Genomic DNA, 23,424 nt, shown 5'->3' with positions numbered 1-23,424 from the left:
TTGAATGCTAAACGCGCGCCTTCATATCCAGCTTGGCCTTCGCGCCCGGCGACCTCCAGGAAGAGAAAATGTACGCCTTCAAATCCGATTTCCTGCGCATCATGAACGAGCGCGGTTTCATCCACCAGATTTCGGATGAATCCGCCCTCGACCAGCTTTTCGCCAAGGAAACGGTAAGCGCCTATATCGGCTTCGACGCCACGGCCCGGAGTCTGCATGCCGGATCGCTGATCCAGATCATGATGCTGCACTGGCTGCAGCAGACCGGCCATCGGCCGATCGCGCTGATGGGCGGCGGCACCTCGATGATCGGCGACCCGTCCTTCAAGGACGAAGCCCGTAAGCTGCTCACCCCACAGGACATCGAGGACAATCTCGTCGGCATCCGCCGCAATTTCGCGCCTTACCTGAAGTTCGGCAGCGGCCCCGGCGACGCGGTCATGGTCAACAATGCCGACTGGCTGATGCAGATCAACTACGTCAACTTCCTGCGCGATGTCGGCCGGCATTTCTCCGTCAATCGCATGCTCGCCTTCGACAGCGTGAAGCTGAGGCTCGACCGCGAGCAGTCGCTGTCCTTCCTCGAATTCAACTACATGATCCTGCAGGCCTATGACTTCGTCGAGCTCTATAAGCGCGTCGGCTGCCGGCTGCAGATGGGCGGCTCGGACCAGTGGGGCAACATCGTCAACGGCATCGACCTCGGCCACCGCATGGAGGGCGTGCAGCTCTTCGCCATGACCACGCCGCTGCTCACCACCTCGTCCGGCGCCAAGATGGGCAAGTCCGCCTCGGGCGCGGTCTGGCTCGACGGCGACATGCTCTCGCCTTACGAGTTCTGGCAATACTGGCGCAACACCGAGGACGCCGATGTCGGCCGCTTCCTGAAGCTCTACACGACGCTGCCGCTGGACGAAGTGGCGCGGCTGGAAAAGCTCGGCGGCTCGGAGATCAACGAAGCGAAAAAGATCCTCGCCACCGAGATCACCGCCATGCTGCACGGCCGTGAGGCGGCCGAGACGGCGAGCGAAACCGCGCGCAAGACCTTCGAGGAAGGCGCGCTCGCCGACACGCTGCCCAGCGTCGAAGTCGCCAAATCGGACCTCGAAGCCGGAATCGGCATCCTGGCGCTGTTCGTCACAGCCGGGCTGGCCGGCTCGAACGGCGAAGCGCGCCGCCACATCCAGGGCGGCGCCGTGCGCGTCAACGACCAGCCCCTGACCGACGACCGGCGCGTCGTCACGCTTCAGGACCTCGGTCCGGAAGGCGTCGTGAAGCTCTCGCTCGGCAAGAAAAAGCACGTGCTGGTGCGGCCGGTCTGATCGATCGCGGCCTTCTTGGCCGCCTTTCCAGATTATCTGTACTCGAAGATCGAGCGGAATATTCCGGGCGCCACGACCGATAGCGGATTGATGTTGAGCGTCGGCTTGTTGGCGTTGCCGCGCAGGCGGTAGGTGACGCCGATCAGGCCGCGGTCGCGCCCGTTGCCGAGCAACGGCCCGAACAGCGGCAATTCGCCGAAGATGCGGTTCAGCCCATAGACCGGCATGAAGGTGCCGGTCATGTCCATATTGTTGTTCGGATCGTAGAGCGTGCCCTGGAAGGTCGTGCCGATGCGCGGGCCTCTCAGCAGGCCGTTTGCCAGTTTCAGGTAGCCGGACCCCTTTTCGATTTCGGCGAAGCCGCGCTCGAACTGCACCCTGGACGTGTCGATCTTGCCTTTGACGGCCTCGTTCAGGCTGCGCGTATCGCCGGCCGGCGTCGTCGACACGATCGAGGCCAGCTTGGGCTCGTTGACCACATAGAAATTGCTGGCATCCACCTGTCCCTTCATCGGCCCGTCGGCGGCGCCGGAAAGCGACAGCGTGATCGCGCCGCCCTCCATATGTTCGTAGACGTTGAGGAAACGCAGGATCGCGCCGGCATCGGCCGACTTCACCCTGAGCACGCGGCCGCCTTCGCTGGTCGTGTTGTTGATCGCGATCGCGGCACCCGAGCTGGCCGCGGCGGTGACGTTGAGACCGTTCACGCGCGATCCGGCGGCGCTGTATTCGAGCTTCAGGTTGGAAATCACCTCGTCATGGAACCCGGTCAGCGACCCCACATCGGCGCTCACCGAAATCGCATCGCTGCCGGCGCCCTTGGTTGCAGTGTCGACATCGGAGGTGAACTGCTTGATCAGCGAGCGGGCGTCGAGCGATGCACCGCTGACATCGACGGCGTAGCTTTTGCCGGCGCGCTTGACCGAAATGGCAATGTCGTCGCCTCGGTTCAACGCAACCTTGCTGAAGCGGGCCGCGGACAACCCGCCGTTGACCAGCGTCACGTTGCCGTCGATCGAAAAGCTTTTTCCGTCGAGAGCGAAATCCGACAGCGTGGTGGTGCTGCCGGACTTCGCCATGTTGAAAGCGACCTTGGCAGGAATGCCGGCACCCTTGCTCCAGCCCGCCCAGGGAATGTCGAGCCTGGCGCTGGTCAGGTCGGCCGAAACCTGCTGTGCGCCCTCGCCGCTCTTGTCGATCGCCACCTTGATGGTTCCCGAAAGCAGGCCCGACAGGCCGGGCATGCTGGCGTTACGCGACTTGTCGTCGAGTATCAGCGTGACCTTGCGGCTGCGCGCCGGCCCGTCATCGGCGAGCGGCTCGACCAGATCGAGCTCGGCCGGAATGCCGTTGAGCTTCGCATCGGCCGAAATCACCGCCTGCTTCGGCCCAACCGTGATGGAGCCGTCGGCCTCGGTCACCGTCTGGTCTTCAAACGGCTTGGCGAGAGACAAATCCTTGTAGTCGAGCGACACCAGCCAATCGAGTGTGGAGGTGTCCATGCCTTTTGTCAGCGGGATGTCCGCCCTGACGTGGCCGGTGACAGTGCCGGACAGATCTTCCGGCGCCAGTCCGACATGGCGCATGGCATTGATCGGCTCGTAGGAGGCGAGCTCGGCGATGGCCGCGGCCTCACCCGCGACGTCGATGTCGAGCCCGCCGACCACGATCGGGCGGTTGGCGTTCTTGATCGTCAGTGTCCCGGCACTCGCCGCCACGGTGCGGCCGCTCGGCATATAGACACTGCCCGAGGAGAGCGTGATGTCGACATCGTTGCCGTGAAACGCAACGACGCCGACGGCGTCGCGGACCGGCGGGATGCGTCCGGCGGTATCGAAACGCGAGCCGTTGATCTGGAAACGGCCGAACACTTCGTCGCCGGAAAGCGGCACGCCGTTGCCCAGGCGTCCCGGCGCGACCTGGAACTGCAGGTTGGCGTCGGTCACCGTGCCGCCGAACAGATTGCCCAGCACCCAGAGCCGGGCGTTGCGGGCCGAGAACCATGGCCACAATTGCTTGACATGCGAGACCGGCATGTCGTGGACGTTGAGCGACAGCGACACGCCTGGAGGGCCGTTGTCGGTGAAGGCGACCGTGGCCGCGCCCAGCACCTCGCCCGATCCGCCAGACCGGACGCCGATCTGCTCGGCGACGAGCTTGCGGCTCTTCGGCTGGTAGACGCCCGCGAGACGCGCCACGAACTGAAGCGCCGGTTCCGGCGAGTCCGAAGGCGCCAGCGTCGAGCCGTCGCTGGTAAGGTCATAGCGGTAGGCGGATTCCTCCCCAGCGACTGCCGGCTTTGGGCCGATTGATCCGGCGAAGTCGAAGCTGGAGCGGCCGGTCTTTATCGCCAGCCGGTCGATCGAGATCTTGTTCGAACCGGCCACGAGCGTGGCATCGGCATCGACGTCGGCCGGCATCAGGCCGCGTTCGTCAAGGTCGAGCACCGAACCGGTCAGCGACAGCGAAACCGCCAGGCGGGACGGGTTGTCGCCGGACGCTTCCGAGCCCGAGAGCTTCAACGCGATCGAACCCAGCTTCGCGCCGTCGGCCGCGGGAGCAGCACCGGTCGAACTCCCCTCACCGGGGGCGCCGGCAATCGCGAGATTGGCGTCCAGCGACGCGATCCGCCTTGCCGTCGCATCGCGGGTCGCGGTGGCAGTCAAAGTCGCATGCCGGCCGTCGACATCGGCATCGTAGGAGAACTGCATGCGTCCCATGCCGGTCTGCGCGACACTCGCCGAGGTGACGGTCACGAGCTTGACCGGCCCGGTGTCCGGCAGTTCGAACGCGACATTGCGCAGATCGATTTGGCGTATCGAGTCCTCGCGCACCGCATCGAGTGCGTCATTGACGCCTCCGAACATCGCCGCCGAGATTTTCTCCGGATCGACGAGGCCATCCCCGTTGCGCAGCGCCGCCGTCCAGTCGCCGCCGCCGGAAGGCATGGCGGCCACCACGATATGCGCGTCTGAAAATCTAGCGCTGGTCAGCCGGACGTCGCCAGAAAGCAGCGGCAGCAGGCGCATGCCGAAACGGACGCGGCCGACATCGGCCATCGGCTTGCCGTCGGCCGTTTTCAGGCTGACATCGCTGACCTGAAGGGCGACGAAGCTCGATCCGTCGAGCGTCAGCCGCGCCGCGCCGACTGTGACGTTGACATCGACGCCGGCCAGCTTCTCGATGGCTGTCTCAGCCTCGGCCCGAAGCCGTTCCGTACCGATGCCCGAAGCACCGAGGACATAGACGCCGGCCGCCGCCAGGAGCAGCAGCGCGCAAAGCCCGGCAAATACGCGCCCGAGGAGACGGAAGCGGCGACGCACCGTCGCCCGGCCGAGCGGCGGCGCACCGCACGCGGACGGAAGCCTCGCCAGGTCGGTGATCTCGTCACGCCTGAACCTGATCTTCTCGTGCTGCGGTTCTTCCTGATCCAAGCAATATTCCGTTGTGACGAACTCGTCGTGGACGAATCCTCGCTTCACGTTATATCGATGACTTCCCGCGCGTAACCGCAAACAAGGGCATCGACATGGCTGATCTCGAAGTGGGCGACGCAGCACCCCAATTCGATCTTCCGCGTGACGGCGGCCGCTCTCTCAGCCTGGCCGCGCTCCGGGGCAAGCCCGTTGTACTGTACTTCTATCCGCAGGACGACACCACGAGTTGCACCCATGAGGCGATCGACTTCTCGCAGTTGAAACCGGAGTTCGAGAAGGCCGGCGCCGTGGTGATCGGGCTGTCACCGGATAGCGTAAAGAAACACGACAAATTCAAGGCAAAACACGCTCTCACCGTCGATCTGGTCGCCGACGAGGAGCGAAAAGTCATCGAGGCCTACCATCTGTGGGTCGAGAAGACGATGTACGGACGCAAATATATGGGTGTCGAGCGCGCTACCTTCCTGATCGGCAAGGACGGCCGCATCGCCCGCATCTGGCATCAGGTTCGCGTCAAGGGCCATGCCGAAGAGGTGCTCGAGGCCGTGCGGGCGCTTTGAGGCGGCAGACAACCCATCACCCGCAATGCGCGAATTGGTTACGCGCAAACATTGCGGCCTGCAAAACTTTATTAACCCTAATAATGTGTAATTCCGAGCAGTCGTTGGTGTCGTAACGAAAGCTCGGTCCCGTGAAATCAACCGGTCAGTCAGCGGTTTTCGGCAGGCGCAAGGAGCCCCACACGGTCATTATCGCCCGGGGCAACGAAATAAGGCACTTCACGATCCGACCCTGGCTTGCCGCCTTCATCGGCTCGGCTCTGGCCGCGATCGCCATCGGCTACCTGCTCGCCACCTCCTACCTTGTGCTGCGCGACGATTTGATCGGCGCCACCACGGCCAGGCAGGCGCGCATGCAGCAAGCCTATGAGGACCGGATCTCGGCGCTGCGCGCTCAGGTCGACCGCATCACCAGCCGCCAGCTTCTCGACCAGCAATTGATGGAAACCAAGGTCAGCGAGCTGCTGGCCAGGCAGACCCAGCTCAGCGAGCGCCACGGGCGGCTCGGTCCGATTCTCGAGCGCGCCGAAAACGAAGTCGGCGACGCGCCGGCAACGAGCGCGGCAACGCCCAAGCCCGACGAACACGCAGAGGTCACCGGCAGCCTTTCGCAGGCACCGACCTATTGCGTCGCATCCTTGAGCGCCGGCGACACCAGACCCTTCTCGCTCTGGTCGACAAGGTCCGATCCGCTTGACGGCGAAACGGCAGCCGATCGCGCCGACAAGCTGTTCGTCTCGATCAATGCGTCGCTGAAATCCATCGAGAACCAGCAGCTTTCGCGCATCACCACGCTTGCCGACAGCGCCTACAAGAATGCCGACGCCATCACGCAGGCGCTGGAAGCGGCGGGCTTGCCGGTCGACAGCGAGCTCAACAAGAGCGATGTCGGCGGCCCACTGGTTCCGCTTGATCCCGCGATGGTTTTCGATAGCAAGGTCAAGGAGTTGGACGAAGCGCTCGACGCGCTGGACGAGGTTAAGAAAGAGGCGCGCAAGCTGCCGCTCACCAACCCCGCCCCCGGTCGTACGGTGACGAGCCCGTTCGGTGTGCGCACCGACCCCATCCTTGGCACCGCCGCGCTGCACACCGGAATGGACTTCAGGGCGCCGATCGGCATGCCGGCCAAGGTCACCGCGGCCGGCGTCGTCACCAGGGCCGGCTGGGCCGGCGGCTACGGCCGCATGGTCGAGGTCGACCACGGCAACGGTTTCGCGACACGCTACGGCCATTTGAGCGAAATCGATGTCGCCGTCGGTCAGAAGCTTGCCGCCGGCGACATTATCGGCAAGACAGGCAGCAGCGGCCGCTCCACGGGCCCGCACCTTCACTACGAGGTGCGCCACGATGGCGAGGCGGTCGACCCGCTGCGTTTCCTGACCGTCGGCAAGAAAGTCGCGCAATATCTTTAACCGGCTGATCCGACACCGGCGACACGGAACCTGGCGTGATGTAGCGGATAGACTGATCCAACCTCTTCGTTGCGGATACCGAGCCGGCATCGATGTCGGGAGCGGTATCCAGCGCTCCAGTCGGTCGGTCAGGCTTTGACATGGATGTCCCGCGGGAACTTCGTCAGCGTCTCGTTGCCGGTTTCGGTCACCAGAATGGTCTCGCTGATCTCGATGCCCCAGCCGTCCATCCACATGCCCAGGATGGAATGAAGGACATTGCCGGGTTGCAGCACCGTCTTGTCGCCAGGCCGCAGGCTGATCGTGTGCTCGCCCCAATCCGGCGGATAGGCAACGCCGATCGAATAGCCAATCCGCGATTCCTTCTTCAGCCCGTGGCGCGCGATGACCTTGCGCCAGGCGGCTTCGACCGCTTCGGCGCTCGTGCCCGGACGAACCGTGTCGAGAACCGCATCCATGCCTTCGATCACCGCCTTTGCGGTGTCCGCGACGCGAGCCGGCGTCTTGCCGAGCTGCATGGTCCTGGCAAGCCCGGCGGCATAGCGGCGGCAGACGCCGGCCAGTTCCAGTGCGATCGTTTCGTCCTTCCCGAACCGCCTGTCGCTCCACATGATGTGCGGCGCCGAAGCGTTCTCACCGCCCAGGATCGTTGGCGGCAGCGCTGTGATGTCGCCGGCGAAATCCGGACTGCCTCCGATCTGCGCCGCCTGGATTTCGGCGATCGCGTCGCATTCGCGCACACCCGGCGCGATGACGTCGTAGGCGCGCGCGACCGCCGCTTGCGCCAGCATCGACGCCTTGCGCAGATAGTCAATTTCCGGCGCCGACTTCACCGCGCGGATCCAGTTCACGAGCAGATCGGCATCGTGCCATTTCGCGTTGGGCAGTCCGGCGACGAGCCGCGCATGCGCCTTCGGCGAAAAATAATAGGCTTCGAGCTCGATGCCGACGGAACGGTTACCCCAGCCCTTGGCGACGATCCAGGCCGCGATCCAGTCCATCGGATGCCGGTCGGCGTGCTGGACGTGATCTTCCGGGAAGCCAACCACGTTTTCCGGCTTCATCCACGCCGTCAGCAGCCCGCCTGCCGCATCCATGGCGCGTCCGATCCAGACCGGCTCGGCATCCTCGATGGGAACAAGCACAACCTGCGGCGTGTAGAACGACCAGCCATCATAGCCGGTGATGTAATGCTGATTGGCGACGTCGTTGACGATCAGGAGTTCGATGCCGCGCGTGGCCATCTCGGCGCGGATTTTTCCGAGCCGCTGCCGGTATTCTTCGCGGGCAAAAGGCAGTTCAATCATCTTTTCTCCTTGCCGGATCGATCTGGTCGAGGACGGGCCGCCCTACCTTGCGGCACCATTGCCGTCGTTTGATAGGCCGGCAATCGGCCAGGATGGCGCAGAGGCAGGGCCTACCCATTGAGGCCCGATCTTTCTTGACCGCAACGTCGCCATCCCCTCGATCCGGGCGGCGCAATGTTTCATCACAACAGTTGACTCGAGCTAAGTTGTAGGATGATATGTATCACCCGATATCCAGACATGATTTTCAATGACCGTTCACCGCCTCTCACCGGCAATCCTCAGCGCCCTCGAAGGCGCGGTCGGACAGAACGGCATTGCCATCGAGCCGGCCGGCATGGCGAAATATCTGGGCGACTGGGCGGGCGACTATCAGGGCGATGCCCTTGCTGTGCTGCGGCCCGGCTCGGTCGGCGCGGTCCAGGCCCTGATGCGCCTGTGCAGCGAGCTTGGACTCGGCGTCATTCCGCAGGGCGGGAATACCGGTCTGGTCTCGGGGGCGATCGACGGCGCAGGTGCCGGTCTGGTCGTCCTCAGCCTGGAGCGGCTGAACTCCATCCGGCAAATCGACATTGAGAACTTTGCATTGAAGGCCGATGCCGGCTGCGTGCTGCAGGCGATCAAGGACGCATGCCAGGCGCAAGATTGCCTGTTCCCGCTGGCGCTTGGCGCGCAAGGCAGCTGCCAGATCGGCGGCAATGCGGCGAGCAATGCCGGCGGCGTCAACGTGCTGCGCTATGGCATGGCCCGCGACCTGATCCTCGGGCTGGAAGTCGTGCTTGCGGATGGCGAACTGTGGAACGGCTTCTCCGGCCTGCGCAAGAACAACAGCGGCTACGACCTGAAGCAGCTTTTCATCGGCTCGGAAGGCACGCTGGGCATCATCACGGGTGTCGAGGTGAAGCTCTTTCCAAAGCCGGCTCAGACAGAAACAGCCTATCTCGGCCTCGCTTCCTTCGAAGCTGCCATCCAGTTGTTCAACCGCACGCGCCGGGCCTGCTCCGACCTGATCTCGGCCTTCGAGATCATCGGCGGCGAATGCATCGAGCTTGCCCGGCTGATCGATCCCGGTATGGCCGCACCAGTCTCGGCGCCCGTGCAGGTGCTGATCGAACTGTCCTCCGGGCCGGGCATCGATCTCAATGGCCTGTTGGCCGGCTTCCTCGCCGATGCCATGGAAAAAGGGCTGGTGACCGACGCGGTTCTTGCGGCCAGCAGCGCGCAGGCAAGGAGTTTCTGGGCGATCCGCGAAGGCCTGGTCGAAGGCCAGGCCAAGCGCGGCTACCATGTGCGCACCGACCTGTCGGTAAAGATTTCCGACATCCCTGCCCTGATCGAGCAAGCCCGCCGCTTCGTCGCGAATGACCATCCGGGCTGGATTCCACTCGCCTACGGCCATGCCGGTGACGGCAACATCCATTTCAACGTGCTGCCGCCGCTGGAGCTTGCCATGCATGAAGCCCGCATACAGGGCGCTTCGATAACTGCTGGACTCTACGACATAGCCGTCGGCCTCGGCGGCTCGATCAGCGCCGAGCATGGTATCGGCCGCAGCCGCGTCCGGGAATTCTGGGCCGGGCTCTCGCCGACGCATCGCGGCCTGGTCATGGCACTGAAGAACGCCCTCGACCCCAAGAGCTTGATGAATCCTGGCTGCCTGTTGCCCGTGACGGAGACTTTTCCATGAAGCAAAGACTGGCCGCCATCGGCACCGTCGAGACCTTGCCGCACCGGGTCGCAGCCTTCCTCAGCCGCGAGATCGAATCCGGTGAGCTGAATACCGGCGCCCGCCTGCCCACGGAGCAGGAGCTTTCGGAAAAATTCGGCGTCAGCCGCAATGTGGTGCGCGAAGCGATCGCGCAACTTAGGGCCGACGGCATGATCGAGGCGCGGCAAGGGATCGGCGCCTTCGTGCTGGCTCCGGAGCAGCGGGCCGCGATCCGCATCGACCGCGAGGCGCTGAAAGATACGCACAATATGGAGCGGCTGTTCGAGTTGCGCTGCATCCTCGAAGCTGAATCGGCGTCGCTTGCCGCGGCGCGGCGCGGGCAGGAACATCTCGATTCGATCAAGGCGGCGCTCGACCGCATGGGCGGCGAGGAGCGCTGGGAGGAAGGCAGCATCGACGCCGACCTTTTGTTCCATCGCGAAATCGCGCGCGCCACCGGCAACAGCTACATCCACACCTTCATTTCCTTCGTCTGCGAGCAGATCCGCCAGTCGATCCACTACGCGCGCATGACCAACCCGCTGCACGATCTCGTCGAGATCAATGTCGGCGAGCATGTGCGCATCTATGACGCGCTGGTGGCGGGCGATCCGGAGGCTGCGGAAGCGGCGATGCGCGCGCACATAATCGGCGCCGCCAACCGCGTCGGCGTCAAACTGCCGCTCCAGAAAACCAGCGGAGCGAAATAGCCATGCCGGCAGAAATCACCCGCATCTCCGACGTCTGCCTGCTGGTGGAAAACATCGAAAGGACGGTCGATTTCTACGTCGGAAAACTCGGTTTTCGCCTGCGCCGGCGCGCCGAAGGCTTTGCCGACTTCCATGGTCAGGGCGTGACGCTCGCCGCCTGGGAACTCGATCACATCAACCGTCATACCGGCGTCTCCAACCTGAAGTCGCCGCGCCACGCGCACAAGGTCTGCGTCGCCGTCCAACTCGACACGCCGGCCGACATCGACCGGCTGCATGGCGAATTGAGCGCCAGGGGCGTGCCCTTCTACGGCCCGCCCGAAGACTACGTCTGGAATGCGCGCTGCGCCTATTTCACCGATCCGGACGACACACTTTGGGAGCTTTACGCCTGGCTCGACGGCGGCCCTGGCGACTATCACGACGAACAGCCGTAAACGACGCCGTGCCGGAAGGGGCGGCGCCTGAAGAAGAGACGAGAAAGTCTGCAACAGGAGCGAAAAATGAGTGGGAACAGGGACTTCGAATTGAATCGTCGCGCTTTCGTGAAAGGCGGCATGGTGGCCGTGGCCGCTGTGTCCGCCGGCATGCAGCTATTGCTGACGCCGGGCGCTAGAGCCGCCGGCAAGGTCGTCATCCAGTATGACTGGCTGATGTCCAACGGACAGATCGGCGACATCGCGGCCGTCGCCAACGGCTATTTCAAGGATGCCGGGCTGGAGGTCGAGTTCAGCCCCGGCGGCCCGAACGCCTCGACCGTGCCGCCGGTCGTCTCCGGCTCGGCGCAGCTCGGCCAGTTTTCCGAAACGCCGCAACTCTACGCCGCGCGCGCCAGCGGCGTGCCGGTGAAGATCATTGCCTGCGGGTTCCGTACCGGTCCCTACGCGCTGACCTCCAAGCCGGCCAAGCCGATCCGCGGTGTTGCCGACCTCAAGGGCAAGAAGATCGGCATCCAGCCGACGGCGCGCTTCGTCATCGACGAAATACTGGCCAAGAACGGCATCGACCCGTCGGAGGTCACCATCGTCAATGTCGGCTTCGACAAGGCGCCCCTGGTGCGCGGCGATGTCGACGCCATCGGCGGCTGGATCACCAACACGCAGGCGCTGAGCGTCGTCGGCGACGACCGCATCGACCTGCTGACGCGCGATCTTGGGCTGAGCTCCTATGCGGACGTCTATTTTGCCACCGACAAGGCAATCGATGAGAATGCCGACACGCTGGCAAAATTCATCGGCGCCGTCGGCAAGGGCTGGGGCTGGGTGCATGCCAACCCGCAGGAAGCCGTGAAAAAGATGGTCGCTGCCTATCCCGAAATGGATCTCGGCTGGGAGGAAAAGACCATCAATCTGGTGCTGAAGCTTTCCTTCGACGGCGCGACCGCCAAGGACGGCTGGGGCACGTTCGATCCGGCCTCGATCGAGGACCAACTGACGCTGCTCGACAAGGTCGGCCAGTATCCGAACGGGCGCCCAGCCGCCAAAGATGTCTATACCACCAACATCCTGGAGCTCTCGGCCGCCGACCGGCCCAAGCTCGACGCGCCCGCAGCGTGATGCCAGACGCGATTGAAGCGCGACAGCTGGATGTCGGCTATGGCGGCCGGCAGGCGGCCGTCAAAGTGCTCTCCGGCCTCGACCTGACCGTCGCGGCCGGCTCCCTCCTGTCGATCCTTGGCCCGTCCGGTTGCGGCAAGTCGACCTTGCTCAGGGTGGTTGCCGACCTGCTCGACCCGCTGGGCGGCTCAATCAGCGTGCTTGGCGAAACGCCGCATACGGTGCGCTCGCGCCGCGATGTCGGCTTCGTCTTCCAGGATTCGACCCTCCTGCCCTGGCGCACGGTGCTCGACAATGTGCGCCTGCCGCTCGGCGTCGGTCAGCGCAGCCTGACCCGCAAGATCGAGGACCGCAGCACGGAGTTGCTGGAGCTCATGGGCCTCGGCGGCCTCAGGGAGCGCCTGCCACACCAGCTCTCCGGCGGCCAGCGCCAGCGCGTGGCGATTGCGCGCGCCCTGATCGGCGAACCGAAACTGCTTTTGATGGACGAACCCTTCGGCGCGCTGGACGAGATCACGCGCGACCGATTGAACGACGAGCTTCTGGCGCTCTGGCGACGCACCGGCACGACCATCCTCTTCGTCACGCATTCGATCGCCGAAGCCGCCTATCTCGGTGAGCGCGTCATCGTGCTGGCCGCCAATCCCGGACGCGTCGTCAAGGACCTCGACATGCGGCCCTTCAAGCAGGAAGGCAATCGCTGCAAGCGCGAGGATCCTTCAATTGTCGCCGCCATGGCCGATCTGCGCACGGCGCTGGAGCGCGCGTCGTGAGACAGGCGCCGCTCTCCCCGCAAATGGCGATTGCGCTGCCGGCTCTCGGCGCGGCTTCGATCCTGATTGCCTGGCAATACCTTCTGCCGCTGCTCGGCGTGCCGGCCTATATCGTGCCGACCCCGACGGCGATCTTCGGCGTGTTCCAAAGGAATTTTGCCCTTCTCATCGACAATCTGAGGCCGACCTTGATCGAGGCGCTGGCCGGCTTCGTCATCGGCAATCTGGCCGCCGTGCTGCTCGCCGTGCTCTTCGTGCACAGCCGCATCCTGCAGGCCGCCTATTTTCCGATCGTGCTGTTCTTCAACACCATTCCGATCCTGGCGCTGTCGCCGATCATCATCCTGATCTTCGGTATCGGCATGACGCCGAAGATCGTCATCGCCGCGGTGATCTGCTTCTTCCCGACGCTGGTGAACATGATCCGCGGTCTCGATTCGGCCGGCGACAACGAGCACGAGCTGTTCCGCGTGCTGTCAGCGACGCGCTCGGAGATTTTCTGGGGCCTGCGGCTGCCGCGCGCGCTGCCGATGCTGTTCTCCTCGCTCAGGATTGCCTCGGCTACCGCCATCATCGGCGCCATCGTCGGCGAATGGATCGGCTCGGACAAGGGACTTGGCGCGCTGATCATCCAGGCGACATTCAACTACCAGTCCGACCGCCTCTATGCGGCGATCGTACTGTCGTCGTCGCTGTCGATCGCGTTGTTCTGCATCGTCGTGCTGATCGAGCGGCGGGTGATCCGTTATTAGGAAAAGTGCGCAGCGCACCCAATCGGCATTCTGCAAAAACAAAGGCTTGGAGCGGTTAGCGACTCCATGAGTCGCAGACCGCTTCCATCTTCCCCGCTGATTCCATGTGCTGAAGGCTTGCCGCTGCGAAAAGGCGCTCGCGACCGGCATCTGTTGCAGCGCATCCAAAAATTTTTGAATTCCATTTGACTGAATAAATCTTCTCTGCAAGTCTTCCGCTGATCTGGGAGCGCAAGGCATGGCATTGCGGGGCACCAATCAGGAGTTCGGGCGGCCGTACAACCGGCGCATCGTGCTCGAATCCATCCGCCGCTTCGGCCCCATCGCTCGCGGCGATATTGCCCAGCATGTTGGCCTCACCGTCCAGACCGTGTCGACCATCGTGCGGGAACTGGAGGAGCAGGGTTACATCCTGTCGGTTCGCGAGGAGCCGAAGGGGCGTGGGCTGCCGCCGGCGACGCTGCGCATCAATCCGGAAGGCGGTTATGCCATCGGCATCCACCTCACTCCGCTCGGCATCGACGCGGCGCTGATCAACCTCAGCGGCGATGTGGTCGACAGCACCCATCGCGAGGCGTCCAACGCCGCCCCTGACGACGCTTTCGAGGCGATCGGCACCATGGTTGCCGAAATGACGGCACGCCGCACGGGCGGCCGTGTCATCGGCATCGGCATGGCGCTTCCGGGACCGTTCGGCGTTGAGCCCATGAGCTTCGTCGGCCCCACCACCATGGCCGGGTGGCAGGACGTTCCGCTGCGCGAGCGGCTGACGGCGGCCACCGGCCTGCCGGCCTTCTTCGAAAACGACATGGCCGCCGCCGCGATGGGCGAGCGCCTCTATGGACTCGGCACAAAACATTCCGAATATTATTATCTCTATTTCGGCGTCGGACTTGGCGGCGCCATGCTGCACGACGGCGCCGTACTGCGGGGCGCCTGGGGCAACGCCGGTGAGATCGGCCATATCCCGGTTGTTCCTGGCGGCGAGCCATGCCCGTGCGGCAATCGCGGTTGCCTCGAGCGCTACATCTCGCTGGACGCGCGCAGCCGCTGGAGCGGCGACGATGCCGGCTGGGTGGCCGAAGTCGCACCGGTCTTCCGCAACGCGATCGCCATCATCGAGAACCTCTTCGATCCTGAAACGATCGTGCTCGGCGGGCTGGCCTGGACTGCCCTGCTCGAACGATTGGCGGCATCGGCCGAGCCGCTCCTGAACTCGGTCTCCGCCCGCAAGGATCGCACCACGTCACGCATTCTGGTGGCGCAAGGCGGCCAGCACGCCGTGCTGCGTGGGGCGGCGGCGCTTGCCGTTTCGGGTGTGCTTTCCCCGCGCTTCGGCCAGATCTTCACCGCCAAGCGGCAGCGCGAGGGCGATTTTCTGAAAGGCGGAGACGTCGCTGCATGAGCGAACCCCTGCTGGTCCTCGACAACGTCACCAAGAACTACGGCGCCATACAGGCGTTGCGCGGCATCAGCTTTTCGATCGGGCGCGGCGAGGTCGTGGCGCTGCTCGGCGACAACGGCGCCGGCAAGTCGACGCTGGTCAAGATCATCGCCGGCGGGCTCGAACCGACGTCCGGCCGCATGCTGTTCGAAGGCAAGGAATTCCTCGCCAGATCTCCGGCCGAGGCCAAGGCCGCCGGCATCGAGACCGTCTACCAGGACCTCTCGCTCTGCACCAATGTCGATGTGGTCGCCAACTTCTTCATGGGCCGCGAGATCACACGCAAGGTGCTGGGCGTTCCGGTCCTCGACGAGCGCGCCATGGAGGCGGTGGTCGGCAAGGCGCTGGCCAATGCCGGCACGCGCATTCCCTCGCTACGCACCAAGGTCGAGCATCTCTCGGGCGGCCAGCGGCAGGCGATCGAGCTCAACCGCTTCGTCCACTGGGGCGGCAAGCTGGTGCTGCTCGACGAGCCCTTCGCCGCGCTCGGCGTCGAACAGACCCGCCGCGGCCTCGACATGATCCGCCAGGTGGCAAGCCAGGGCATCGGCGTCGTCATCATCACCCACATCATGCAGCAGGCCTTCCAGGTCGCCGACCGGATCGTGGTGATCCGCCAGGGCGTCGTGGCGGGCGACGTTGCCCGCAACAAGACAAGTCCCGACGCGGTGATCAACATGATCACCGGGGAGACGCTCGCCGGTGCCGGACCGGCGGGCCGAGAACAATGAGGGGTCCGGCGAGAAGAGGAGCGAACGACATGAAGCGACTGCTACTTTCTGTCTTCGGTATCCTGGCACTGGCCATTGCCTCGCTGACGCCGGCATTCGCCCAGTCCAAGGGTACCGTCTACTACCTTGTCCCGACATTACTCGATGAATTCCAGACCGGCTCGGTGAGCGCGCTGGAGCTGTTCCTGAAGCAGGTCGGCTACGAACTGAAAACGCTGAACGCCGACAACAAGACCGACGCCCAGCAATCGCAGATGAATGACGTGATCGCGCTGAAGCCCAAGGCGATCATCCTCGCGGCGGTCGATTTCAACGCCTTGAAGCCATCTGTTGAAGCCGCCCGCGCGGCCGGCATCCCGGTGGTCGAGTTCGACCGCCAGATCACCGCGACGCCTTCCGATTTCACCTCGGTCGCCGGCACGGTCGAGATCGGCCACATCGCGGCCGACCAGGCCGAGGCGCTGTTGAAGGCCAAGAACGGCGCGGTCAAAGGCAAGGTCCTGCAGGTGCTCGGCGATCCGGGCGACCCTTATACGCTCGATATCCAGAAGGGTTTCGAGGAGAAGATGAAGGCGTTTCCGGACGTCAAGATCATCTCGCTGCCGGCCATGCAGTGGGAAGCGAGCAATGCCGGCACCATCGTCGCCGACCAGATGCTGGCCAATCCCGACATCGACCTGATCTTCAGCCATGCCGCCCATCTTTCCGTCGCCGCGGTCGCCTCGCTCGAAGCCGCCGGCAAGAAGCCGGGCGACGTGATGCTGATGAGCTCGAACGGCGCGCCGGTCGGCCTCGACCTGATCCGCAAGGGCTGGCTGAATGTCGAGGTCGAGCAGCCGCTTTACGCGCAAGCCGCCGCCGTCGCCATGTTCATGGACAAGGTCGCCAACAAGCAGGAGATCAAGCCCGGCGACTATGACGTGCTCGGCCTGAAGTCGGTGGTGACCAAGGAAGCCTGGGGCCCGAACATCAAGATCCCGGGCGCCGCGATCACCAAGGCAAACGTCGACAATCCCGCCTTCTGGGGCAACCAGAAGCCGCCGACGGATACGGTGAAGGCCGTCGAATAGGCTTTCCGACGGAGCTCCGGGCCATCGCGGCCCGGAGCCTCCCGGCGCGTCCGCAGTGCCCGCGAATCCTGTCCTAATGCCAATCTGATCGGCCCCAACCGGATCATCCGATGAGCCCACGCACCCGCCATAGTCTCGAGCTCGTGCTCGACAATCTCGTCTGGTTCATGCTGGTCTTCGTGCTGGCGGTGTTTTCGATCTTCATTCCCAATTTCGCCCAGCTCGGCATCTTCGCCAACATCATCGAGGCGTCCAGCGTGCTGGGCGTCATGTCGATCGGCCTGGCGCTGGTCATCATCGCCGGCCACATGGACCTGTCGGTCGAATCGGTCGCCGCGCTCAGCGCCATGGCGGTCGGCATCATGTTCTGCTCGTCCGGCATCGGCCTTGGCCTGCAATTGCATCCCGACTGGCTGATGGTGCCGGTGTCGCTCGCCATCGCGCTTGCCGTTGGCGCCGTCATCGGCGTCATCAACGGCTTCCTCATCGTCAGATTGAAGATGAGCGCCTTCATCATCACGCTCGCCTCCTACATCTGGGTGCGCGGCCTGGTGCTCGTCGTTTCCGGCGGACGCTCGGCGCAGGACCTGGCGCCGGCCATCCGCTGGTTCGGCATCCAGCGACTCACCGGTCTGCCGCTCACCGCATGGATCGCCATCGGCTGCTTCGGGGCCTTCTCGCTGATTCTGGCCAAGACGCCGTTCGGCCGGCATCTGGTGATGATCGGCGGCAACGAGACCGCGACCTTCCGCGCCGGCATCCGCGTCAACCGCAACCTGATCATCGCCTTCGTGCTCGCCGGCGCCATCGCCGGGCTTGCCGGATGGCTGCTTGCCATCCGCACATCCGGCGCCACCGCCAATCTGGGCGTCGGCCTCCTCTTCAACGCGTTTGCCGCCGTCGTCATCGGCGGCGTCAGCCTGAAGGGCGGCGTCGGCACGCTGCCTGGGGTCTATGCCGGCGTGCTGCTTCTGTCGGCCATCAACACCGCCATCAATCTCATGGGCCTGCCGGCCAATTTCACCCAGGTCATCCACGGCCTCTTGGTGCTGGCGGCCGTGCTGCTCGACGCTTTCAAGCAAACCATTCGCCAAAAACTGGCATGAAAGGCGGCTCGCATGACCGGACGCATTGAAGGCAAGGTGGCGGCGATCGTCGGCGCCGCGCGCGGTATCGGCAAGGGCATTGCTGAGCGCTTTGCCGAGGAAGGCGCAAGGCTGGTGCTTGCCGACAGCGAAGCCGAGGCAGGCAAGGCGAGCGCCGACGAGCTTGGCGCCGCCTTCATTCACACTGACATTTCGAAAATGGCTGATGCTGAAGCCGTCGTGGCATTGGCGCTGGAGCGGCACGGCCGCCTCGACATCATCGTCCAGAACGCCGGCATCTATCCTTGGCAGTTGATCGAGAACACCAGCCCAGAGGACTGGGACCGCGTCATGGCGGTCAACCTGCGCGGCAGCTTCAACACCGCGCGTGCCGCGCTGCCGCCAATGAAGGCACAGCAGAGCGGCCGCATGCTCTTCACATCCTCGATCACCGGCCCGCAGGTGAGCAGCCCCGGCCACGGCCACTACTCCGCCAGCAAAGCCGGCATCAACGGCTTCATCCGCGCCGCGGCGCTGGAGTTTTCCGGCTATGGCATCACCGTCAACGGCGTCGAGCCCGGCAACATCCTGACCGAAGGCATGAAGCTGCATCGCGACGCCGCCTTCATCAAGAGCATGGAGGATGCCGTGCCGCTCGGGCGGCTCGGCACGCCGCGCGACGTCGCCAACGCCTTCCTGTTCCTGGCCTCTGACGACGCCGGCTACATCACCGGCACGACGATTGTCGTCGATGGCGGCCAACTCCTGCCGGAAGGCCAGGATTTCCGCCTGACGCCGCCTTGATTCGTTACCTCTTCGGCGACGCCCTTTCCCTCGCGACGAGGTTGGCGACGGCCGCTCTTGCAACGACCGGCTCGTTCATCGCCTATTCAACCGGGCTGCGGTAGGATGCGGTTTGCTTGAAATCGCATGGAGGACAAAATCGTGTCGAGAACCCCAACTGCCTTGATCCGAATGGCGTTTGCAGTCATTTGCCTCATTGGCCTGGCTGCGGCCGCCACAGCCCTTTTCCCCGCCACCGCCTCGGCTCAACAGCTGCGGCGATGCGCGAGTGAGGGCGGCATCTGCCGCTTGCCCTACCCCACGCAAGTGGTCTTTGGCGCCCGCGGTCGAGTGACCTCCCGGTTTTTCGACCGTCGGGCCGTGCCTTGCTCAAATCGCGTTTTCGGTGACCCTGCCCCCGGCCGAGAAAAGGCCTGCTATTACGTTGCGCGCGGTCGCGGCGGTTATGGCGGCGACAACGACTACGGCGACGACAATTACGGCGACAACGATTACGGCTCACGCCCGGACCGCGGCGAATGGGTCGCCTGCGCCAGGGAGGGCGACTTCTGCGATTTCAGCGGCCGTGCGGTGGTCAGATACGGCGCACGCGGCCGGTACACGCAGGACGTCTTCAGGAACGGCGTCGACTGCAGCAACGACTCCTTTGGCGACGATCCCGCTCCGGGCGCCCAAAAACGCTGCTACGTCAGGCAGTAGTAGCCCGCCTCTCGATAAGGTGGCGGCCCTGGCAAGGGCCGCTGCCGCGTTCCGTTTCAGCTTTGTTCGGCAGGCTGGTGGGCGATGACGGGCTCGAACCGCCGACATCTTCGGTGTAAACGAAGCGCTCTACCAACTGAGCTAATCGCCCGCTTGAGCGCGGACCTTTAAGCAGTTAGGGCCGCATTCGCAAGGCCAAATGAACGGACGGCGCGCCCCTGACGGTGCGGTTTTCCCCAGCCTGGGCGCCGCTGTCAAAAAACCTTCTCCTGATTGCTGTTATGCTTCGATGCCGCGCTTGACACCCGCAAACGAACCCCTTATCCAGCGCCCCAACGACGAACACGCCTGACAGTGCTCGTCAGTGCGCGGGTGTAGCTCAGTCGGTTAGAGTGCCGGCCTGTCACGCCGGAGGTCGCGGGTTCGAGCCCCGTCACTCGCGCCATTCCCTTACGGGATCAACCGGAAAATTCGACTTGCGGAGCTTGCTTTGACGCGGGTTTCCGGCTCTTGCGCTGAGCGCCGCGCGCCAGTCGAGCGATGTGTTGCCGAAGTGCAACTTCGCAGGAAAACATGCAACCTAGCGTTTCGACGAGAACCCCTTTGGCAACTCTTCTGCTATCTTCTGGCCAATTTGGATAGCGGGGACTCGCAATGAGATACATTCTGGCAGCGGCGATGCTGGGCGCCACTCTTACCTCCGCCATGGCGGCGGATGTCGTGAACGAACTCCCGGTCGCCTCAACCTATGACTGGAGCGGTGGGTATATTGGCGGACAGATCGGCTATGCCTGGGGACGCGACCACATCCATGATGAACTGCTAACCGGCGGCGGAACGGACTATTCCGATAGCTTCAAGGTTCGCGGCGTGACCGGCGGCCTATTTGCCGGCTATAACATGCAGTGGGGCAACATCGTTGGCGGCGTCGAAGGCGACATTGAGGCCTCCGGGATCGTGGGCCACAACCCCAACTGGCCGTTCGGAACGGACGACAACACCCATGTCGACGCTCAAGGCTCTCTGCGCGGCCGCTTGGGCTACGCCATAGACAATTGGATGCCATACGTGACCGGCGGCTTGGCCCTCGGGGATATTCACACCAAATTCGAAGATGGCCCCGCTACGGACTCAAAGTCTCAAGTTAAGGCTGGCTGGACCCTCGGTGCTGGTGTCGCGTACGCCATCAACAAAAACTGGTTTGCTCAAGTCGACTATCGATACACCGATTTCGGCAAGGTGACGACCGCCACCACCACTACAGACTCTGCGTTTGTTGAGCACGAACACGTCAAGACCAATGAGGTCAGGATCGGCATCGCCTATAAATTCTGACAGCTGCCTGCGGCGGGCCTGACGGACCACATGGCCGGCGACGCTTGAAAAAGCAGCGCCGGCCGAACTACGAGGCGGCAGCTGGGGTGCGTCCCGCTGACGTTGCCAGGGCCGGCAGACGTTCGTGTTCCTGAAACAGAAGCGGCACCGTCAATCCTCTGTCACCACGATCGACCGGCCGGCTGCCTCGTCGCCCCAGCCGCTGGGGTCGGTGCCGGCCGGATCGAAATCCGGAAGCTCTCCGTCGGTGAAGAAATGACCGCGACCAGGATATGTATACACTTGGGCGTCGGCACCGACATCTTACGGGATCACCGGAAAAATTCGACTTGCGGAGCTTGCTTTGACGCGGGTTTCTGGCTGTTGCACTGAGCGCGGCGCGTCAGCGCATCGGAGACTCGACTGCCGGTCGCCCTTCGCTGTCTATCGCCTCAACGATGATTGTTCCCGTCTACATCGCTGCAATCGGCGCCATGATGGGCTGTTACCCTGGCTATTTTGGTAACCGAAAGAGTTTTTCAGCCGTTTGCATGATATAATTTTAGCAATAGCTGATATAAGTGGTGATTAGCTGGCTGGCTCACAACGGCCGGCTAGGCCCGACAGTCACAGCCGCACACCCAAACGGCGACTGTCGGGCCCCCTTAGAGGCAAAGACGGATGCACATTCCGGCAGTATTGCCTTGAGCACCGCGTGCCAGATGCCGCGCTTCTTCTCCCAACCGCGCGGATCACCGGCAAAGCCGGCGCGTTGCGGCGCCTTTGTCCGGGAACCATTCCAATCTTGTCTCGTTCAGCCCACGGGCAAAAATGACGGGAGATCAAGATGGCTGTGAGATGCCGCATTTCGATTGATGACGCCAGGGATGTCGACGAACTTGCCTTCCAGGAATTGCCACGGGTCGGTGAAAGCGTGTCGATTCCGGTGGATGGATCGAGCAAGGACCTTCGCGTCCTGCGCGTGGTGCATATGCCGGGCAGCGAGCAAGGCGCAACCACGATGCTGGAGCTGACCAGCAGGATTTTATAGCGCTATCCAACTGATTCAGGGAATCATTCGCCCAGAACGACGCCGGAAGCGACAATCTGGGCCGTCCGTTCGGTGAGCTTCTGCCGCTTCGTGAGCCTGGGCTTCTTGTAAGGCTTTTTCATCCTATCGTTCCAAATCGGCCTCGCCGACAGGACAATGAACGCGCTCGCCTCCGTTGCGTTCCAGATTGAGGAGCCGCTAACAAAGCCGCGAAAGCGGTGCCAGGCGTCAGGCCTTGGCGAGAAGCGCCTCGACCTCGCCAAGCGTAGGCATTGACGGCGCAGTGCCGGGACGTGTCACCGAAATGCCCGCGACCGCGCAGGCAAAGCGCACGGCCTCCAGCGGCTCGACGCCTTTTGCGAGAGCCGCGGCAAGGCCGCCATTGAACGCATCGCCCGCACCCGTCGTCTCGACCACCTGGCCTGCATTGACCGCGCCGACATGGTCGGAACGGCTCTTGGTGTGGAGCAACGCGCCCTTCTCGCCAAGCGTCACGATGACGGCTCCGACGCCCTTGGCCAGCAGAGCGTCGGCGGCGCGGCGGGCGTCGTCGACCGACGACACCTTGATGCCGGTCAGCCCTTCGGCTTCCGTCTCATTGGGCGTGACATAGTCGCAGAGCGTGTAGATGCGGTCCGGCAGGCTTGCGGCGGGCGCCGGGTTGAGGATGGTCGTCACCCCTGCCCCGCGCGCGATTTGCAGCGCCTTCAATGCCGCGTCGATCGGCTGCTCGAGCTGGGTGACGAAGACGCCGGCGGAGCGGATCAGGCCGGCATGGGCCTCGATGTCGTCGGGCGAGATGAGCATCGCCGCACCCGGGCTGACGATGATGGCGTTGTTGCCGGTCCCTTCCTCGATGAAGATATAGGCAGCACCCGTATAGCTGTCGGGCGTGTCGATGACCGCGCTCTTCACGCCGGCAGCCTTCCAGGTCTGCTTGGCCATGTCGGCGAAGGCATCGACGCCGAGCCTCGTCAGGAAGGTGATGTCGGCGCCGAGCTTGCCGGCCGCGACCGCCTGGTTCGAGCCCTTGCCGCCGGGGCCGAGCTTGAAGGAGTTGCCGAGAATCGTCTCGCCCATGCGCGGCTGGCGATCGGCGCGATAGGCGGTGTCGGCGACGAACACACCCAGGATCACGACAGGCTTGCCGGTGGCCATGGTCCTACTCCGCATCCGGCGGCACGACACCCTTGCGGAAGGCGAAGCAGCCGTAGAAACGGCGCTCGCCTGTCTGGATCACGCAATAGGCCTTCTTCGAGCGCTCGTAAAAGGCATAGCGCTCGATCGAGATCATCGGCCAGGGCTTGCCCTCGGCCGCGTCGATCTCCTTCTGGACCTCCTTTTGCACCGGGGGGATTTCGTTCGGCTTGCCCACGATCTCCATGCGCGCGGCCGCGTCGTTGACGAACGTGTCCAGCGGATAGAGCGACAGCACCGCCTTCACCACGTCCGCCGCCGGCGCATCGATGCGCAGCAGCTTGCCGAGCACGGTCTGCCGCGCCACGGAATCAGACGGGAAGTTGGTGTCGGCGATGATCAGGTCGTCGCCATGACCCATTGCCCGCAGCGCGTGGAGCACATCGGCATTGAGCAGCGGATTGATTCCTTTGAGCATGGTTCCCTCTTGGAAGTCTGTGTGCGGTCTGGAGCAATTCCAGGAAGAGTGTGAGCGGTTTTCCGTCCGGAATC

Annotated in this window: 22 protein-coding genes and 2 tRNA genes; 18 read left to right on the top strand and 6 right to left on the bottom strand. The window is 63.9% G+C overall.

Annotation, left to right across the window (positions count from 1 at the left end):
- The first annotated feature begins 68 nt into the window (after window positions 1-68).
- Window positions 69-1,322: a tyrosine--tRNA ligase gene (gene tyrS / locus EN869_RS13025; RefSeq protein ID WP_127226080.1), complete on the top strand. Its 1,254-nt coding sequence runs from the start codon at window positions 69-71 to the stop codon at window positions 1,320-1,322.
- Window positions 1,323-1,354: 32 nt separating this feature from the next.
- On the opposite strand, the gene EN869_RS13020 is transcribed toward tyrS, so the two are convergent.
- Window positions 1,355-4,756: a DUF3971 domain-containing protein gene (locus EN869_RS13020; protein ID WP_127226079.1), complete on the bottom strand. Its 3,402-nt coding sequence runs from the start codon at window positions 4,754-4,756 to the stop codon at window positions 1,355-1,357.
- A gap of 95 nt (window positions 4,757-4,851) precedes the next feature.
- Here EN869_RS13020 and EN869_RS13015 point away from each other — a divergent pair, with 95 nt between their 5' ends.
- A complete protein-coding gene (locus EN869_RS13015) occupies window positions 4,852-5,319 on the top strand; it encodes a peroxiredoxin (protein ID WP_127226078.1) in 468 nt (155 codons plus the stop codon).
- Between the two features lie 131 nt (window positions 5,320-5,450).
- Window positions 5,451-6,731: a M23 family metallopeptidase gene (locus EN869_RS13010; protein WP_127226077.1), complete on the top strand. Its 1,281-nt coding sequence runs from the start codon at window positions 5,451-5,453 to the stop codon at window positions 6,729-6,731.
- A 128-nt stretch (window positions 6,732-6,859) separates the two neighbouring features.
- Here EN869_RS13010 and EN869_RS13005 read toward each other — a convergent pair whose 3' ends face one another.
- Entirely contained in the window at window positions 6,860-8,038 is a 1,179-nt protein-coding gene (locus tag EN869_RS13005) for a M24 family metallopeptidase (protein ID WP_127226076.1), read from the bottom strand.
- A 250-nt stretch (window positions 8,039-8,288) separates the two neighbouring features.
- Between EN869_RS13005 and EN869_RS13000 the strand changes: the two genes are divergently transcribed.
- From EN869_RS13000 to EN869_RS12945, 12 genes are all read left to right on the top strand, one after another.
- Window positions 8,289-9,725, top strand: coding sequence for an FAD-binding oxidoreductase (locus tag EN869_RS13000; RefSeq protein ID WP_127226075.1), 1,437 nt, complete (start codon window positions 8,289-8,291; stop codon window positions 9,723-9,725).
- Entirely contained in the window at window positions 9,722-10,456 is a 735-nt protein-coding gene (locus EN869_RS12995; RefSeq protein ID WP_127226074.1) for a FadR/GntR family transcriptional regulator, read from the top strand. Before EN869_RS13000 ends, EN869_RS12995 begins: the two co-directional genes overlap by 4 nt.
- Before the next feature lie 2 nt (window positions 10,457-10,458).
- On the top strand, window positions 10,459-10,893 hold the full coding sequence (locus tag EN869_RS12990) for a VOC family protein (RefSeq protein ID WP_189341235.1): 435 nt from the start codon (window positions 10,459-10,461) through the stop codon (window positions 10,891-10,893).
- 66 nt (window positions 10,894-10,959) lie between these two features.
- On the top strand, window positions 10,960-12,012 hold the full coding sequence (locus tag EN869_RS12985; RefSeq protein ID WP_189341236.1) for an ABC transporter substrate-binding protein: 1,053 nt from the start codon (window positions 10,960-10,962) through the stop codon (window positions 12,010-12,012).
- Window positions 12,012-12,785 (top strand): ABC transporter ATP-binding protein, encoded by a 774-nt coding sequence (locus EN869_RS12980; RefSeq protein ID WP_127226072.1) that lies wholly within the window; start codon window positions 12,012-12,014, stop codon window positions 12,783-12,785. Before EN869_RS12985 ends, EN869_RS12980 begins: the two co-directional genes overlap by 1 nt.
- Window positions 12,782-13,537, top strand: a complete 756-nt coding sequence (locus tag EN869_RS12975) for an ABC transporter permease (protein ID WP_127226071.1) — start codon at window positions 12,782-12,784, stop codon at window positions 13,535-13,537. The genes EN869_RS12980 and EN869_RS12975 overlap by 4 nt, the downstream gene beginning before the upstream one ends.
- A gap of 238 nt (window positions 13,538-13,775) precedes the next feature.
- Window positions 13,776-14,942 (top strand): ROK family transcriptional regulator, encoded by a 1,167-nt coding sequence (locus EN869_RS12970; RefSeq protein ID WP_127226070.1) that lies wholly within the window; start codon window positions 13,776-13,778, stop codon window positions 14,940-14,942.
- Complete coding sequence (locus EN869_RS12965; protein WP_127226069.1) at window positions 14,939-15,712, top strand: ATP-binding cassette domain-containing protein; 774 nt, start codon at window positions 14,939-14,941, stop codon at window positions 15,710-15,712. The genes EN869_RS12970 and EN869_RS12965 overlap by 4 nt, the downstream gene beginning before the upstream one ends.
- Before the next feature lie 29 nt (window positions 15,713-15,741).
- Window positions 15,742-16,782, top strand: a complete 1,041-nt coding sequence (locus EN869_RS12960) for a sugar ABC transporter substrate-binding protein (protein WP_127226068.1) — start codon at window positions 15,742-15,744, stop codon at window positions 16,780-16,782.
- Window positions 16,783-16,892: 110 nt separating this feature from the next.
- A complete protein-coding gene (locus tag EN869_RS12955; RefSeq protein WP_127226067.1) occupies window positions 16,893-17,888 on the top strand; it encodes an ABC transporter permease in 996 nt (331 codons plus the stop codon).
- Between the two features lie 12 nt (window positions 17,889-17,900).
- Window positions 17,901-18,671, top strand: a complete 771-nt coding sequence (locus EN869_RS12950) for an SDR family oxidoreductase (protein WP_127226066.1) — start codon at window positions 17,901-17,903, stop codon at window positions 18,669-18,671.
- Between the two features lie 126 nt (window positions 18,672-18,797).
- Complete coding sequence (locus tag EN869_RS12945; RefSeq protein ID WP_348630816.1) at window positions 18,798-19,370, top strand: hypothetical protein; 573 nt, start codon at window positions 18,798-18,800, stop codon at window positions 19,368-19,370.
- A gap of 75 nt (window positions 19,371-19,445) precedes the next feature.
- Here the strand turns inward: EN869_RS12945 and EN869_RS12940 are convergent.
- Window positions 19,446-19,521: transfer RNA gene (locus tag EN869_RS12940), tRNA-Val, on the bottom strand.
- A 217-nt stretch (window positions 19,522-19,738) separates the two neighbouring features.
- On the opposite strand from EN869_RS12940, the gene EN869_RS12935 reads away from it, so the two are divergent.
- A tRNA-Asp gene (locus EN869_RS12935) sits at window positions 19,739-19,815 on the top strand.
- Between the two features lie 209 nt (window positions 19,816-20,024).
- Entirely contained in the window at window positions 20,025-20,705 is a 681-nt protein-coding gene (locus tag EN869_RS12930) for an outer membrane protein (protein ID WP_127226065.1), read from the top strand.
- Between the two features lie 150 nt (window positions 20,706-20,855).
- Here the strand turns inward: EN869_RS12930 and EN869_RS35480 are convergent, their stop codons facing one another.
- Window positions 20,856-20,987: a hypothetical protein gene (locus tag EN869_RS35480; RefSeq protein WP_281015802.1), complete on the bottom strand. Its 132-nt coding sequence runs from the start codon at window positions 20,985-20,987 to the stop codon at window positions 20,856-20,858.
- 544 nt (window positions 20,988-21,531) lie between these two features.
- Here EN869_RS35480 and EN869_RS12925 point away from each other — a divergent pair.
- Complete coding sequence (locus EN869_RS12925) at window positions 21,532-21,735, top strand: hypothetical protein (protein WP_127226064.1); 204 nt, start codon at window positions 21,532-21,534, stop codon at window positions 21,733-21,735.
- Between the two features lie 228 nt (window positions 21,736-21,963).
- On the opposite strand, the gene rbsK is transcribed toward EN869_RS12925, so the two are convergent.
- Together rbsK and EN869_RS12915 are read right to left on the bottom strand one after the other, a co-directional pair.
- Window positions 21,964-22,893 (bottom strand): ribokinase, encoded by a 930-nt coding sequence (rbsK, locus tag EN869_RS12920; protein WP_127226063.1) that lies wholly within the window; start codon window positions 22,891-22,893, stop codon window positions 21,964-21,966.
- 4 nt (window positions 22,894-22,897) lie between these two features.
- A complete protein-coding gene (locus EN869_RS12915; RefSeq protein ID WP_127226062.1) occupies window positions 22,898-23,350 on the bottom strand; it encodes an RbsD/FucU family protein in 453 nt (150 codons plus the stop codon).
- Between the last annotated feature and the right edge of the window lie 74 nt (window positions 23,351-23,424).

The sequence above is a fragment of the Mesorhizobium sp. M2D.F.Ca.ET.226.01.1.1 genome (genome assembly GCF_004022705.2).
Taxonomy (GTDB): domain Bacteria; phylum Pseudomonadota; class Alphaproteobacteria; order Rhizobiales; family Rhizobiaceae; genus Mesorhizobium.
Note: the sequence above shows the minus strand (reverse complement) of the source record. Positions and strands in the feature narration are given on the sequence as shown.

Excerpts from the sequence above, each read along its gene's own strand:
- tyrS (WP_127226080.1), top strand. The coding sequence starts at position 69 with ATGTACGCCTTCAAATCCGATTTCCTGCGCATCATGAACGAGCGCGGT.
- EN869_RS13015 (WP_127226078.1), top strand. The coding sequence starts at position 4,852 with ATGGCTGATCTCGAAGTGGGCGACGCAGCACCCCAATTCGATCTTCCG.
- EN869_RS13005 (WP_127226076.1), bottom strand. The coding sequence starts at position 8,038 with ATGATTGAACTGCCTTTTGCCCGCGAAGAATACCGGCAGCGGCTCGGA.
- EN869_RS13000 (WP_127226075.1), top strand. The coding sequence starts at position 8,289 with ATGACCGTTCACCGCCTCTCACCGGCAATCCTCAGCGCCCTCGAAGGC.
- EN869_RS12995 (WP_127226074.1), top strand. The coding sequence starts at position 9,722 with ATGAAGCAAAGACTGGCCGCCATCGGCACCGTCGAGACCTTGCCGCAC.
- EN869_RS12990 (WP_189341235.1), top strand. The coding sequence starts at position 10,459 with ATGCCGGCAGAAATCACCCGCATCTCCGACGTCTGCCTGCTGGTGGAA.
- EN869_RS12985 (WP_189341236.1), top strand. The coding sequence starts at position 10,960 with ATGAGTGGGAACAGGGACTTCGAATTGAATCGTCGCGCTTTCGTGAAA.
- EN869_RS12980 (WP_127226072.1), top strand. The coding sequence starts at position 12,012 with ATGCCAGACGCGATTGAAGCGCGACAGCTGGATGTCGGCTATGGCGGC.
- EN869_RS12970 (WP_127226070.1), top strand. The coding sequence starts at position 13,776 with ATGGCATTGCGGGGCACCAATCAGGAGTTCGGGCGGCCGTACAACCGG.
- EN869_RS12965 (WP_127226069.1), top strand. The coding sequence starts at position 14,939 with ATGAGCGAACCCCTGCTGGTCCTCGACAACGTCACCAAGAACTACGGC.
- EN869_RS12960 (WP_127226068.1), top strand. The coding sequence starts at position 15,742 with ATGAAGCGACTGCTACTTTCTGTCTTCGGTATCCTGGCACTGGCCATT.
- EN869_RS12955 (WP_127226067.1), top strand. The coding sequence starts at position 16,893 with ATGAGCCCACGCACCCGCCATAGTCTCGAGCTCGTGCTCGACAATCTC.
- EN869_RS12950 (WP_127226066.1), top strand. The coding sequence starts at position 17,901 with ATGACCGGACGCATTGAAGGCAAGGTGGCGGCGATCGTCGGCGCCGCG.
- EN869_RS12945 (WP_348630816.1), top strand. The coding sequence starts at position 18,798 with ATGGAGGACAAAATCGTGTCGAGAACCCCAACTGCCTTGATCCGAATG.
- EN869_RS12930 (WP_127226065.1), top strand. The coding sequence starts at position 20,025 with ATGAGATACATTCTGGCAGCGGCGATGCTGGGCGCCACTCTTACCTCC.
- EN869_RS12925 (WP_127226064.1), top strand. The coding sequence starts at position 21,532 with ATGGCTGTGAGATGCCGCATTTCGATTGATGACGCCAGGGATGTCGAC.
- rbsK (WP_127226063.1), bottom strand. The coding sequence starts at position 22,893 with ATGGCCACCGGCAAGCCTGTCGTGATCCTGGGTGTGTTCGTCGCCGAC.
- EN869_RS12915 (WP_127226062.1), bottom strand. The coding sequence starts at position 23,350 with ATGCTCAAAGGAATCAATCCGCTGCTCAATGCCGATGTGCTCCACGCG.